Here is a 14,460-nt window from a genome sequence, read left to right on the forward strand (position 1 = left end):
CAACTCACTTCACAGAATATAATCATCTCGAAATGGTTACAACAATAGTAATTATACAACTACTCATTATTTTGGCACTTATTTTCATAGGTGCTCGTGTGGGAGGTATTGGCCTCGGTATTTATGGTATGATAGGTGTTTTCATCTTGGTTTACGGCTTCGGACTGGCCCCAGGAAATGCTCCTATTGATGTAATGATGATTATCGTATCAGTGATTACGGCTGCTGCTGCACTGCAGGCATCTGGTGGTTTGGAGTACTTAGTGGGCGTTGCTGCTAAATTTCTACATAAGCATCCGACACATATCACATACTTTGGTCCTATCACCTGTTGGCTCTTCTGTGTCGTAGCAGGAACTGCTCACACTTCTTATTCACTCTTACCTATTATCTCAGAGATTGCTCAAGCAAACAAAATAAGGCCTGAACGCCCTTTGAGTCTGAGCGTTATTGCAGCCTCTTTGGGTATTACTTGTAGTCCAGTTAGTGCAGCAACAGCAGCATTAATAAGCCAAGATTTACTCGGAGCAAAGGGCATTGAATTAGGGACAGTCTTAATGATCTGTATTCCAACGGCTCTAATATCTATCATTGTGGCAGCCTTTGTTCAGAACCATGTAGGTAAAGAGTTAGTAGACGATCCAGAGTATAAGAGACGTATAGCAAAGGGTCTTATCAACCCAGAAGAAGACGCTAAAAACGTTCAAGAGTCTACTTTAGAGTGTGGTTCCGAGGCAAAACGTTCCGTCTTCGCATTCCTCTTTGGAGTTGCTTTGGTTGTAGTGTTTGGCTTCGTTCCGAGCCTTCGTCCAGAAGGAGTCTCTATGAGTCAAACCATTGAAATGATAATGATGTCAGATGCAGCCTTAATCCTTTTCGTTGGTAAAGCAAAGGTAGCCAATGCTGTAAATGGCAACATCTTTAAGGCTGGAATGAATGCTGTTGTAGCTATCTTTGGTATTGCTTGGATGGGAAACACATTCTACATGGGGAACGAAAAGGTATTGAATGCAGCATTGTCAAGTATGATTACTTCTGCTCCTATCCTATTTGCAGTGGCACTCTTCGTGCTTAGTATCATGTTATTCTCACAAGCAGCAACAGTCACAACACTCTATCCTGTGGGCATTGTTCTAGGCGTAAATCCTCTCTTATTGATAGCAATGTTCCCTGCTTGCAATGGTTATTTCTTCTTGCCAAACTACCCAACAGAGGTTGCAGCAATCGACTTTGATAGAACTGGAACAACGCATATTGGCAAGTATGTTATCAATCATAGTTTCCAATTACCAGGCTTTATAACAACGATAGTGTCCATCCTCTTGGGTGTACTCGTCATTCAGTTCTTGTAAAGAGTAGAGCTTACTAGAACAGAAAAGAGAGGGAAGAATCCTCCAACTATCAGTTAACTCAATAACGTTTAACTAATAAATAAAATTCTTATGAGAATCTTCAAGATTACATTCATGACAGTGATTGCATTGATCATAAGCACTGTCGTCATGGCACAGAAGCCAAAGATTCGCATTATTGCAACAGGTGGAACCATCGCAGGTGTATCTGCATCGGCTACTAGCTCTGCGTATGGAGCAGGACAAGTAGGCGTTCAGACTTTGATAGATGCAGTACCACAAGTGAAAGAAATAGCTGATATTTCAGGTGAGCAACTTGTTAACATCGGTAGTCAAGATATGAATGATGAGGTTTGGCTAAAGTTGGCTAAACGCATTAATGACCTCTTGAATAAAGAAGGATATGATGGTGTATTGGTAACGCATGGAACAGATACGATGGAGGAAACGGCTTACTTCCTCTCATTGACCGTTCATTCAGATAAACCTGTAGTGCTTGTTGGGTCAATGAGACCATCAACAGCTATCAGCGCAGATGGTCCTGCCAATCTATATAATGGTGTCTGCACTCTCGTAGACCCATCATCTAAGGGTCATGGAGTGATGGCTTGTATGAATAATGAGCTCTTCGAAGCTAAAGCACTCATAAAGACTCACACCACAGATGTGTCTACTTTCAAGGGAGGATTGTATGGTGAGATGGGTTATGTGTACAATGGTAAGCCCTACTTCTTGCATAAACCAGTTGCAAAACAGGGTCTTTCGTCAGAGTTCGACGTGTCTTCTCTAACCTCACTACCCAAAGTTGGCATCGTATATGGGTATGCTAACGCTTCTGCACTACCCTTTGAAGCATTCGTAAATGCCAAGTATAATGGTATTGTAGTTGCTGGTGTAGGTGATGGAAACTTCTATAAAGATGTATTCGAAGCAGCAGTAAAGGCACAAAACAGCGGTATCCAGATTGTTCGCTCAAGCCGAGTTGCGTTCGGACCAACCAATTTGAACGGCGAGGTAGACGATGCTAAATATCATTTTGTAGCCTCTTTAAACCTCAATCCACAAAAGGCTCGAATACTACTAATGCTTGCCTTGACTAAAACAAAGGATTGGCAGAAGATTCAGCAGTACTTCAATGAATACTAGATAGGAGTATTAATAAGGGGTAGAGAGCAACTTCTCTGATAAAAATGACTTCATTTTAAGAACCAAGAAGGCTCAAAAACACAAATGAAAAAGCTCCGAGACTTTGCTTTCTACCTATTATCACTTATCAATAAGCGCCCTAATACTTATTATATAAAACAATTATCAATCAGATTGAAAAGCATGAAAAGGAATCTATTATGTGCCTGTCTACTAGCTTTGTCGCTAACAACTACAGCGCAGGACAACCATGGATATGGTGCAAGCGATGGACAATTCAAGTCTTTATCAGAAGAGATTGCAAAGCTAAAGAAGCACAATGACATGTTTAATGTGTACTTCAATTATGCTGCAAGTGCGCAAGTAGAACAAGACGCAAGCAAAGACTGGAGTTCACGCTTTGCTAACAAGCAACTAAGAATAGAGGTGAAAGGCAACCTTACTGACAAACTCTACTATCGTTTCAGGCACCGTTTAAACAAGGCAAATGACGCTAAAAGCGAAGATAACTTTGCTAAGGCAACCGACATCATGATGGTTGGTTATAAGTTCTCAGACGCTTGGAAGGTTGAAGCAGGTAAGATGTGTCAGATTTGGGGAGGCTTTGAATTTGATGAGAACCCCATGTTCATCTATCAATACTCTGATATGCTTAACAACATGGACAACTTCGTTGCAGGCGTGACAGTGACTTATAACCCAGTACCAACGCAAGAGATTGCTGTTGAAATATCTAATGCTCATAACGAGAAGTTTGCTGAAGTGTATGGTCAGAACGCCATGTATGAAGATGGTAATGGACTTACACTTAACCAGCTAAAGCCCGCCCGCAATCCACTAACCTATATTGTCAATTGGAACGGGAGCTTCCTTGGCAACAAGCTACAGACTCGCTGGGCATGGGGAATACAGAGTGAGGCACGTCATAAGTATAGTCGTATGCTCTTCCTAGGGCAGAAGTTAAACCTAGATAACCTACAATGGTACTTCGATTATATCGGTTCCTTTGATAGTGTTGACCGCTTGGGCATAGTCTCTAGAGATATGCAATCAACTAATCCAACCCTCTATAACGATAATGTATGGGCTGCTGGTGTGCATTACAACTCGTTTATCACAAAGTTAAACTGGCAATTCGCACCACAATGGAACCTAATGTTAAAGGGTATGTATGAGACTGCCAGTGCTAAAGATATCACCTCGCTCAAGGATTACCGCAAGAGTTATGGCTATATCGGGAGCCTTGAATACTATCCTGTAAAGAGCCAAGACTTACGCATATTCCTGGCTTACATAGGTAAAAAGGTGCATTACACAGCTCTTAGCGGATTGAGTAACTACAATACAAACCGCATTGAACTTGGGTTCATGTATCGCATTAAAGCATACTAATGTATCGTATCAAAGCATACTAAATAATACTAAACAAAATATTAATTAAGCAATGGAAGAAAAGAAATTTCGTATAGAGAGTGACCTTCTAGGTGAACTTCAAATACCAGAAGAGGCGTATTATGGTGTACAAACACAGCGTGCCATCAATAACTATCACATATCACGTAAGCGCATGTGTGACTATCCAGACTATGTCACAGCAATAGCTTATGTGAAGTTAGCAGCCCTTGAGACGAACCGACAATTAGGTGAGATTAGCAACGAAGTAGCTGATGCGATGGCTCAAGCATGTCGAGAGATTATTGGTGGAAAGTTGCATGAGAACTTCGTTACCGATATGGTACAAGGTGGTGCAGGAACGTCTGTTAACATGAATGCCAATGAAGTGATTGCGAACCGCGCATGCGAAGTTATGGGTCATAAGAAGGGCGAGTTCCAATACTGCGCACCGAATGATCACGCTAATTGCGGGCAATCAACTAATGATGTCTACCCTACTACCATTCGTCTAACTCTCATCCTTCTCAATAGTAAACTGATTGAGTCTCTGAACCACTTAATCAATGCCTTCCGCAAAAAAGGCAATGAGTTTAAGAACATCATCAAGATGGGTCGCACCCAACTACAGGACGCTGTGCCTATGACTAGCGGTCAGGAGTTCAACGCCTTCGCAAACACTTTAGAGGAGGAAGTCGCTAATCTCAACCGCAATGCAGCTCTTTTACATGAGATCAACATGGGTGGTACTGCCATTGGAACAGGCTTGAACGCAGCCCCAGGATTCCCTAAGATCTGTGCAGAAAAGCTCTCAGAGCTAACCGGGTATCAGTTTGTTGCAGGCTCAGACTTGGTAGAAGCAACCCCAGACACTGGTGCTTATGTTAGTTACTCAAGTGCTTTGAAGCGTCTAGCTGTTAAGTTATCTAAGATCTGCAATGACCTTCGCTTGCTTGCATCTGGTCCACGTTGTGGATTGAACGAAATCAATCTCCCACCTATGGCACCAGGCTCAAGTATCATGCCAGGAAAGGTGAATCCAGTCATTCCAGAGGTCACTAACCAGACTTGCTTCAAGGTGATTGGCAACGACACAACCATTATGATTGCTGCAGAAGCAGGTCAGCTCCAGTTGAACGTCATGGAACCTATCATCACAGAATGCCTCATTGAAGACCTCACATGGTTGCCTAATGCGATGGACACACTACGTGAGAAGTGTATCGATGGCATAACAGTGAACAAGGAAAGATGCCTAGAGATGGTGAAGCATTCTATCGGTATTGTAACCGCTCTGAACCCTTACATCGGTTACAAGAACAGCACAAAGATTGCCAAGGAAGCCCTCGAGACTGGTGGTTCTGTTTATGATCTCGTCCTCAAACACAATATTCTTTCTAAGGAGAAGTTGGATGCGATTCTCTCTCCAGAGCACATGCTCCACTCGGAAGAGCATATCAAGTAAAGTAAATTTCATGCGTTTCTATAGGCGATAAAGTCTATTGAACACATACAAACAAATTAGGTGGATGCGTCAAAACAAGGGTTTCGACACATCCACTTTCCTTTTATCTAGCCTCAAACAAAGCAACAACTGCCCTTCTCTTCGTATCGTATAAAGCCACAAGAAAAACCTCTCTTACAGGAAAACCGACGCTCTTCTTTGTCATTCTCAACCTTTTTCATAACTTTGCGCAAATGATAATTCAATTACACAAAGCCAAACCCAGGGTGGAAGAACTCGACTTCCTCAAATGCGTTTTCATAACTTTAATGATTGCATTCCACCTTGTTTACATCGGTAACACCTATCCCGTTGCCAAGCAATATGTATATACTTTTCACATGCCGGGCTTTCTCTTAGTCTCTGGTTACCTCTTTAACGTGCGCAAATCATGGTCGGCTTTGGGCAAAACGCTCCTTTGGATATTTATTCCTTACGCCATTATGGAATCGAGTTACACGTTAATGGCGGCGCTCCTACCCATTCGGGAACACATCAATCATCTAACGCCTGCCATCCTCTTAGACCATATCTTCCTACATCCAATAGGTCCTTATTGGTACTTACACACGTTAATTCTATGTGGATTGTCCTATTATTTGGCATTTAAAACGCCGTCAGAACGAGTTTTCAAGACGAGTGGTACAGATACGACCAATGTGGATTTAAAGCCGAGAGAAGGCTCTAAAAAGGGCAAGATAGCAAACTTCATCAACACACTTAACCAGCCTCAACAGCTTTGGATAGGTCGAACTATCCTCCTAACCTTGTTTCTTTGGCTCCTATCCCATAGTTGTCAACTCCTTTCAGTGGCTAATGCAGCCTACTTCTTAGGCGGTGTCATCATCCGACAAGGGGTTGGAGACTTCCGCAAAAGTTTCCCAGCTCAATGGTGGATCATCATTCTCTTGATCATAATTAGCCTTGATGTCAACAATTATAATCGTGCTTCATACGGCGGAATATGTATCGTTTATCTCGTAATCAGTACGTTATTGTGGCTCTATCGCCTACAAATTCCAACGCAATTACGCCGTATCATGCTCTTTGTTGGGCGCAATACCTTCCCCTTATTGCTATTTTCTCCCATCTTCACCATGCTTGCCAAGTACTATCAAAACCTACTGATTAAGATAGAACCAACGGGTATGTTGTTCCTTCTCATAAGTGTTCTCTTTGCCATAACGGGCTCTTTTGCCATCACATGGGTGATGGATAAGATCGGACTCTCCCGTCTTTTCTTTGGACAAAGAACGTTTTTAAAATAACAGAAAACATCATTCCAGATTATTACAAATGCTTTGGAGAACCATTACAAAGCACTTGGAGAACCATTACAAGCCTTTTGTAATAATCTGGAATGTGCGGAACTCATAGAGAACGAAAGGCTTTAAGCAAGGGAGAATATCATTAACAAAACAGGGATACACGCTTGTGTATCCCTGTTTTTGGCTTTAGTTCTATCGCAGAAGGGCGATAAAACGTATAAAGAATGAACTTACTTCTTAGGTATAATCTCGTAGACATCAGCCTTACCAACTAATTCCATGCGAGTTACCTTCTTATCAACTTTAGCGGTGAAGAACGGCTCGTTGGTCTTTATTTCAGCCTTCAAGCGACCGCGCTTGTCGTATTGTCGCAAGCAAACTGGCTCGTTCGTTGGCAATGAAAGTAGGAAGGTGTAAGACGTAATGCCGCTCGGAACCTCGAAAGAAAGGCTACCAGTGCTATGGAAAGAAGTCTCTGGACGATGGTCAAACACCAACTGGAGCGCATCAGTTGCTGTATCAGCAGCCCCCACAGGAGTGACTACGAACGAACGAATAGAAGCCCAGTTCTTACGATCAGAATCAAGTCGACGCAAACGAATAAAGCGTGCTTCAATAGGACTATCAGACTTCCACAGGATGTCATACTGGTTACGCATATCGCTCAAAAGCGGCTTCCATGTCTTGCCTTCAACGGAATACTCCAACGCAGCATGGTCGTAGAAGTCGCAATCATCCTTAGAGTTTCTACCTTGAAGTACGTGTATCTCCCGCAAAGACATAGGTTCTGGGAGGGCGACACCCATCCAGTCTCCTGCCTTCTGGCTCTCTCCTGAGGTGTAGAAAGTGGTGCTGTCACCATCTAACATCAATTTACTTTGGGTAGTACTAAGGCTTTTGTAAGAGCCAATCCCACGCAAGGTAAATGCTTTCTGACCTGATTGCTGCTCGTAAAAAGCATCGCCTAAGTCGGACATAGCGTGCTCGTAGAAGGGTTGTAACTTCATTGTTCCCGACTTATGAGCCTCGTATGCCTGCTTATCTGCCGCAGTCATACCACTATTCACATACTCTTTCCAGAACTTTCCAGCGTCACCTGAACGATAGAGATCCATGAGTTCGATCGCCTTCTTACCCCTTTCTCCGAGCTTACCAAACTCTACAAGCCATGGTTTCAACTCTTTGAGCAATAGCGAATCGGTGCATCCTGCCTCAATAGTAGCTGGTGCCTCTGCCACACGTTGGAACTCTTGATAGAGCTTATCACGCTTTTCTTTGGAGTAATCAGCCAACCGGAAGGGTTCAGTCTCCCATGATTCGTCACGCCGATAGCCTGTTTCTGTATCGGCAGAATGGATGGCGAAGGTGCGATAAGCAGCCTTTGCGCGTGGCATCATGACCTCTAGTCCACGTTCCCAACTATCTATTGCATTATAAGCAGACGGATTCCACGTGTAGTCGGCAACGCTATATAGGGACAACTTAGAGGCTTCGCCGTGCTCCATTGGGTTGCTGACGAGCCCGCACATATCATTAGCTGTGAGCGAGGTGTCCAATCCGTATACCGGACCTTGCAGTATTAAGTTGCGCACATAGTCGGTAACTGCATAGTTCCACCAGAAGAATGCGGGTCGTTTGATACGGCTGTTTACCCAGTCAAGGGTGCTCTTTGTAACGTCACTGCAGACTACATCGCCTGTCCAGAACACTCTCACGGATGGATCAAGGGTCTTTCCATAAATGCTCAACGGACCATCCTCCCCTGGTTTTGCCCATAGTTTGGAGTAGTCTGTAGGGCAGATTATCAATGGAGAGACGTCGCCCTTCGCCTTTACAAACTCCTTAGTCAAGCGGTTTAAAAGCTCAACTTGCTTGTTAGGATTGGTTCCTTCGCCCTCAATATCATCGAAGAAGATAGCGAACGAACGCACACCATCCGCATACATAAGGTCGAACTTATGCACAAGATTCTGATAATCTTCCTCGTTCCACTTGATATCCTTGCCTGGATGAATTGCCCAAACGAAGTCTACACGATTTCGTTTACAAGCGTCAACAAGCTCTTTGATGTTCTTTTGCTCCCGTTCGGGATAAGGCAAACGCCAGTTAGGTGAGCTGTGATAAGGGTCGTCTTTCGGACCATAGATATAGGTATTCATCTTGTACTTACCATAGAAGTCAATCAATGAAAGGCGTACTGCGTGCGACCATGGTGTACCATAGAAACCCTCAACAACACCACGATAAGGGAATACGGGGCTGTCGGTGATCTCCAAACAAGGTAGTTTTTTACCCATTTCAACGGCTGGGCTCTCCATCATCTGGCGCAAGGTCTGGATGGCATAGAACACTCCTAAGTCATTCTCAGCCTGTATGTTGATTCCATTCTTAGTTATCTTCAACACGTAAGCACCATTAGTTGCAGCTACGCCAGCCATATCCTTTGTGAATTGGGCAGTATTTTTCACTAACTCGATACGCAGAGGTAGCCCCTTCTTAACCAATGGAATGAAGTTGAGGTCGGGCTGATAATCAATGCTCTTGACCTTCTTGTTCGTAACAGGATTGATGAGTTGAACACCATTACTGACGTCGATTGTCTCACCATTCATCATCTTCAACGAACGAGGAGTAGGATTAATAACGAGTCCGTGATGGTCAATCCGATTGCCGGGAACGGGATTTACCAACTGAATCTCCGAACGCTGACTACCTAAATCGAACTCATTATCCTGCGCATGAGCCGCAGTTAAGGCACATAGCCCTACTGCAAATGTAACTAAAAGTTTCTTTTTAATCATGTAGGTTTTTAATGTTTAGATTCCTGCCTGCCCTCTATCAACACGGACAAGCATGTATGAATGTTATTGCGTAATATATTTGATTTATGCTACAAAGATAAGGAATTAATTGGAATAAAAGGGTCTGCACGATCGTAAATAACGCTCATCACATTAGATTACACGCTATTTGAAGGGAATAGAAGGGCATGAGAGTTAGTTATTGTGGTGGGTTTGATGTTGTCATCTTGGCACTGATACTTGTTTATTCGGTTGTTATATTGACTGATATTATCATGTATTTTAGTTCCATAACAGAACTATTTGAAATTGATTATACCCTCATCTCTACTGCACCTAAAATACTTCAGGTATCATTAATGTAAGTTGCTTTCATCCTTAACATTCTATATTAAGGACTTACAGATAGCATTTTATAACTGTAAAAAGAATGATTGGAATGACAATAGACCAATAAATGTACCTTATTTTCTTGATAGCTGTGGTCTTACTCACGCTTCATCTTTGGCAAATAGACGGCTATAATACCTAATAAAGGGAGTAATGTGCTCACTTTAAAGACAAAGAGAATACTCGTCTGATCGGCTAACCAACCGAAGAAGGTACTTCCAAGTCCACCAAGACCGAACGAAAGTCCATAGAAGATTCCGGCTATCGTACCGATATGATTGGGCATGAGGTCGGTCGCATAGACCAATATTGCTGAGAAGGCTGATGCTATAATGAGTCCGATGATGGCTGACAAGATGATTGTCCCAGCAAGACTACCCACGTAAGGGAGCATGATTGTGAAGGGCGCTGCACCAAAGATAGAGAACCATATCACGTATTTACGTCCGTAGCGGTCGCCTATCCAGCCTCCAAGAAGGGTTCCGACAACTTCTGCTGCTAAGAAAACAAACAGGCAGAGTTGGGATGTTTGAATAGAGACCCCGAACTTCTCTATCAGAAAGAAGGTGAAATAGCTAACCATACTTTCTGTATAAAAGTTCTTGGAGAACATCAATACGAAGAGGATAAACACAAATCCATAAATCTGATTACGCGTATATGCCTTTGCTGTTGTCCATCGTGCCCTGCTGCGTTTACGAACGACCTTTAATTGTTTTACATGCCACTTTCCTATGTAAATTAGTATGACGGCTAAAAGAAGGGCAATAAACGCAAACCATCGTACACCACTCAGACCGACTGGTATCACTATCAAGGCTGCAAACAATGGTCCTGCTGCGAAGCCACCATTGCCTCCCACTTGGAAAATACTTTGTGCTAAACCATTACGACCACCAGAGGCTTGCTGCGCTACTTGCGACCCTTGTGGGTGGAAGATAGATGAGCCTAAGCCAAACAACGACACTGAGACTAAGATAACAAGGAAACTATCGGCATACGAAAGCATAAAGATACCAATAAGCGTGAACACCATACTCACTGGTAACTGCCACCAACCGTGATGCTTGTCGGCATAGAGTCCGACGAAGGGCTGGATGATGGAGGAGGTTAACTGTAGTACTAACGTTATGATACCCACCTGAAAGAAGGATAATCCAAACTCACTTTTCAACATCGGATAGATAGCTGGTAGCATGGAGTGCATTGTGTCGTCTAAAAGATGACAAAAACTTATTGTGAGCAGAATGCCCAAGGCTGTACGTTCTTCGTTGCTTTCTTCTTCCTTTTTACTTAGTTCCATTTTTTCTGTTATTATGTCCAAACATGCAAAGTTACACATTATCTTTATAAACAAAGAACGTATAGCGTAATAACCATGATGCCTTGCGCCTGTTTAGGTGTTTGATTTCTTTCGTCGACAACACCACCGCTTAAGAGGGTTCGGGACATTAGTACAACTTCTGTGGGGCAGCATTGTAACATGTGTGGAACGTTAACACGAAGATAGAAAGGGACAGAAAGGAGGGTTATTAGCCGTAAGACAGAGCGCAAAACAGTTTTGATTTTCGAGGATAAGGCATTCTTTAACCCTAAAAAGATTGTTTTCAACCGATTAATGCGTATCTTTGTAGCTGGCATGATAGTCCCCTATATGAAGATGAGTATCAAAGGATAATAGTACAGATAGGGGACTGTAATTCACATCAAAACAAACAGAAACATTATCAAAGAGAAAGAAGACTATGATAGCCTATCTTAGAAGTAGTTTGAGGAGAACTCTATGTCTGTCTCTCCTTATGCTCGGCTCTGCGCGCTCTATAGCACAAGAAACGATTGATTTCTCACCGGATGCACCCGGCGCAACGACTGGTGTCGACATCATGAAGCAAGGTAAAATTGATTGGGAAACAGGTATCGTACTTGAATGGGACAGAAGAAACGGTAAACAAGCACGTACTTTCACTATCAATACATCTACGTTTCGTCTTGGACTGACTCCACAAGCGGAGGTAAGACTACAGATTGATGAATGTATAACCCATACGCCTGAAGGGAATTTTGGGGGTATCGCTAATGCCTCTATCGGTACGAAAATCAAGGTATATGAGGGTGGAAAGGTGTTTCCAAAGGTTGCCTTTATGGGCACGATGCTCATCCCTGGCGGTAGTAACGCACACTATCTGCCCAAGCATTTGGGCTTTCAAGCTCACCTCTTGTTCGAGAATGAGCTGAGTAGTAAGTTCACCTTAGGCTATGACTTGGGAGCTGAATGGAACGGAGACACTGAGAGTCCCGACCTTTTCATTGGTGCTAACCTCACTTATCAACCGTCAGAAAGATGGAGCTTCTTCGTTGAGAGCTATAATAGATATAACTCAAAACGACAAGACGATTGGGCTAAACCGGGACAAGACAGCCACTTCAACTTTATGAGTGAGGCGGGATTGGCTTATAAGGTATCACCACGTCTGTACGTAAACACTTTCTATGACATCTCTTTCAACGAGTTCTCACGATACAGTAACGTTGGTTTAGGCGTTGCGTGGCTGCCGAATTAAGCGAAAGAGGGGAGTTAGGAAGGAACTTTTCTATCTATAATATAGATATAATTCGAATTTATTTCTTAATTTTGTGACGATATAAATTAGGGGTATTGTGCCCCTATACTTTTGTAAAAAGACGATGAAATTCAAGTATGACGTACTTGTTATCGGTGGTGGACACGCAGGTTGTGAGGCTGCAACAGCAGCTGCCAACATGGGTGCAACGACTTGTTTGATAACAATGGATATGAATAAGATCGGTCAGATGAGCTGTAATCCTGCCGTCGGAGGTATTGCTAAGGGTCAGATAGTCAGAGAGATAGATGCTCTTGGAGGCCACATGGGACTGGTGACCGACGCTACAGCGATTCAGTTTCGTATGCTGAACCGATCAAAGGGACCTGCCGTTTGGAGTCCACGAGCGCAGTGTGACCGTGGTAAATTTATTTGGGAATGGCGCACAATACTCGACCATACGGACAACCTCGACATCTTTCAGGATCAAGCCGACGAGTTGTTGGTAGAGAATGGTAAGGTATTGGGTATCAAAACGATATGGGGTATTGAGATCTATGCACGTACAGTGGTTATCACTGCGGGAACCTTCCTTAACGGACTGATGCATATCGGTAAGCGAAAGGTGGAGGGTGGACGATGTGCAGAGCCTGCTGTTCACAACTTTACGGAGAGCATTACGCGCCATGGTCTTCGTGCTGATCGCATGAAGACGGGTACGCCTGTGCGCATTGACCACCGTTCAGTACACTTTGATGAGATGGAACCACAACCGGGAGAGACCGATTATCATCAGTTCTCTTTCTATGGTCCACATCGCCATCTACCACAGTTGCCATGCTGGACGTGTAACACGAACGAGGAAGCACATGAGGTGTTGCGACGTGGGGTGGCTGATTCTCCCTTATTCAATGGGCAGATTCAGAGTACAGGTCCACGCTATTGTCCTTCAATTGAGACGAAACTCGTCACCTTCCCTGACAAGAATAGCCATCCTCTCTTCCTTGAACCAGAGGGCGTGGACACGAATGAAATGTATCTGAATGGCTTCTCTTCAAGTATGCCTTGGGAGGTACAGTTGGATGCTATACATAAGATTCCTGCCCTTCGTGACGCTAAAATCTATCGTCCCGGCTATGCTATCGAGTATGATTACTTTGATCCAACACAGCTAAAGCAGTCTTTGGAGTCAAAAGTCATCGAGGGTTTGTTCTTTGCTGGGCAGGTGAACGGTACGACTGGATACGAGGAAGCTGGCGGACAAGGCTTAGTGGCGGGTATTAATGCTGCCCTACTCTGTGCGGGTAAGGAGCCTTTCGTGATGAATAGAGACGAGAGTTATATCGGTGTGTTGATTGATGACCTCACGACAAAGGGTGTTGATGAACCTTACCGCATGTTTACTTCGCGTGCGGAATACCGTATTCTCTTGCGCCAAGACGATGCTGATGCACGTCTGACGGAGCGTGCTTATAATATAGGTATAGCTAAACAGGACCGTTATGACTGGTGGATACAGAAGAAGGAGCATATCAATCGTATCCTTGACTTCTGTAATAACACTTCTGTTAAGCCCGAGGTTGTCAATGGATTCTTGGCTCAGTTGGGCACTTCTCCTATCAAGGGAGCAACGAAGATAGTTGACCTTGTTGCACGTCCACAGGTCAACTTCGAGAACCTTTCGGCTGTTATTCCAAGTTTGAAGGAGGCTATCGAGGCTTCTCCTAACCGTAAAGAAGAGATTGCCGAAGCTGCAGAAATAAAACTGAAGTACAAGGGATATATTGAACGTGAACGTGTGTTCGCTGAGAAGATGCACCGACTTGAAGATATAAAAATCAAAGGACACTTTAAGTATAGTGAGCTACATGACCTCTCAACAGAGTGCCGACAGAAGTTAGAACAAATCCAACCAGAGACGCTCGCACAGGCAAGTCGTATCCCAGGAGTAAGCCCAAGCGATATTAATGTGCTCCTTGTCTTGATGGGGAGATAATGTCTTCGGGTCTCAACAGTATAAAAATGTGAATAAGAGAGGCCTCAGAT

At 43.6% G+C, this 14,460-nt stretch carries 10 protein-coding genes; 8 read left to right on the forward strand and 2 right to left on the reverse strand.

Translation table 11 applies throughout. The annotated features are described in order from the left end of the window. Positions 1–32: 32 nt before the first annotated feature. From F0475_RS00995 to F0475_RS01015, 5 genes are all read left to right on the forward strand, one after another. Positions 33–1,352 (forward strand): anaerobic C4-dicarboxylate transporter family protein, encoded by a 1,320-nt coding sequence (locus F0475_RS00995; RefSeq protein WP_009435481.1) that lies wholly within the window; start codon positions 33–35, stop codon positions 1,350–1,352. Between the two features lie 90 nt (positions 1,353–1,442). After that, positions 1,443–2,498: an L-asparaginase 2 gene (ansB, locus tag F0475_RS01000; protein WP_155715002.1), complete on the forward strand. Its 1,056-nt coding sequence runs from the start codon at positions 1,443–1,445 to the stop codon at positions 2,496–2,498. A gap of 183 nt (positions 2,499–2,681) precedes the next feature. Next, positions 2,682–3,890: a porin gene (locus tag F0475_RS01005; protein ID WP_155715003.1), complete on the forward strand. Its 1,209-nt coding sequence runs from the start codon at positions 2,682–2,684 to the stop codon at positions 3,888–3,890. Between the two features lie 52 nt (positions 3,891–3,942). After that, the gene (gene aspA / locus F0475_RS01010) at positions 3,943–5,355 is read left to right on the forward strand and encodes an aspartate ammonia-lyase (protein WP_155715004.1); all 1,413 of its coding nucleotides are present in this window, start codon (positions 3,943–3,945) and stop codon (positions 5,353–5,355) included. Between the two features lie 233 nt (positions 5,356–5,588). Further along, positions 5,589–6,662 (forward strand): acyltransferase family protein, encoded by a 1,074-nt coding sequence (locus tag F0475_RS01015; protein ID WP_155715005.1) that lies wholly within the window; start codon positions 5,589–5,591, stop codon positions 6,660–6,662. Between the two features lie 230 nt (positions 6,663–6,892). On the opposite strand, the gene F0475_RS01020 is transcribed toward F0475_RS01015, so the two are convergent. Continuing rightward, the gene (locus tag F0475_RS01020; protein ID WP_155715006.1) at positions 6,893–9,463 is read right to left on the reverse strand and encodes a beta-N-acetylglucosaminidase domain-containing protein; all 2,571 of its coding nucleotides are present in this window, start codon (positions 9,461–9,463) and stop codon (positions 6,893–6,895) included. 188 nt (positions 9,464–9,651) lie between these two features. Here F0475_RS01020 and F0475_RS01025 point away from each other — a divergent pair, with 188 nt between their 5' ends. Continuing rightward, positions 9,652–9,828 carry a hypothetical protein gene (locus F0475_RS01025; RefSeq protein WP_155715007.1) on the forward strand — a complete coding sequence of 59 codons (177 nt, stop codon included), beginning with the start codon at positions 9,652–9,654 and terminating at the stop codon, positions 9,826–9,828. A 122-nt stretch (positions 9,829–9,950) separates the two neighbouring features. Here F0475_RS01025 and F0475_RS01030 read toward each other — a convergent pair whose 3' ends face one another. Next, positions 9,951–11,156, reverse strand: coding sequence for an MFS transporter (locus F0475_RS01030; protein ID WP_155715008.1), 1,206 nt, complete (start codon positions 11,154–11,156; stop codon positions 9,951–9,953). Between the two features lie 442 nt (positions 11,157–11,598). Between F0475_RS01030 and F0475_RS01035 the strand changes: the two genes are divergently transcribed. Next, a complete protein-coding gene (locus F0475_RS01035) occupies positions 11,599–12,414 on the forward strand; it encodes a transporter (protein WP_155715009.1) in 816 nt (271 codons plus the stop codon). Between the two features lie 124 nt (positions 12,415–12,538). Next, complete coding sequence (gene mnmG, locus F0475_RS01040; RefSeq protein ID WP_155715010.1) at positions 12,539–14,410, forward strand: tRNA uridine-5-carboxymethylaminomethyl(34) synthesis enzyme MnmG; 1,872 nt, start codon at positions 12,539–12,541, stop codon at positions 14,408–14,410. Positions 14,411–14,460 lie beyond the last annotated feature (50 nt).

The organism is Prevotella vespertina, assembly GCF_009728485.1.
GTDB lineage: Bacteria > Bacteroidota > Bacteroidia > Bacteroidales > Bacteroidaceae > Prevotella > Prevotella vespertina.

Coding starts and splice junctions, on each gene's coding strand:
- F0475_RS00995 (WP_009435481.1), top strand. CDS start 33: ATGGTTACAACAATAGTAATTATACAACTACTCATTATTTTGGCACTT.
- ansB (WP_155715002.1), top strand. CDS start 1,443: ATGAGAATCTTCAAGATTACATTCATGACAGTGATTGCATTGATCATA.
- F0475_RS01005 (WP_155715003.1), top strand. CDS start 2,682: ATGAAAAGGAATCTATTATGTGCCTGTCTACTAGCTTTGTCGCTAACA.
- aspA (WP_155715004.1), top strand. CDS start 3,943: ATGGAAGAAAAGAAATTTCGTATAGAGAGTGACCTTCTAGGTGAACTT.
- F0475_RS01015 (WP_155715005.1), top strand. CDS start 5,589: ATGATAATTCAATTACACAAAGCCAAACCCAGGGTGGAAGAACTCGAC.
- F0475_RS01020 (WP_155715006.1), bottom strand. CDS start 9,463: ATGATTAAAAAGAAACTTTTAGTTACATTTGCAGTAGGGCTATGTGCC.
- F0475_RS01025 (WP_155715007.1), top strand. CDS start 9,652: ATGAGAGTTAGTTATTGTGGTGGGTTTGATGTTGTCATCTTGGCACTG.
- F0475_RS01030 (WP_155715008.1), bottom strand. CDS start 11,156: ATGGAACTAAGTAAAAAGGAAGAAGAAAGCAACGAAGAACGTACAGCC.
- F0475_RS01035 (WP_155715009.1), top strand. CDS start 11,599: ATGATAGCCTATCTTAGAAGTAGTTTGAGGAGAACTCTATGTCTGTCT.
- mnmG (WP_155715010.1), top strand. CDS start 12,539: ATGAAATTCAAGTATGACGTACTTGTTATCGGTGGTGGACACGCAGGT.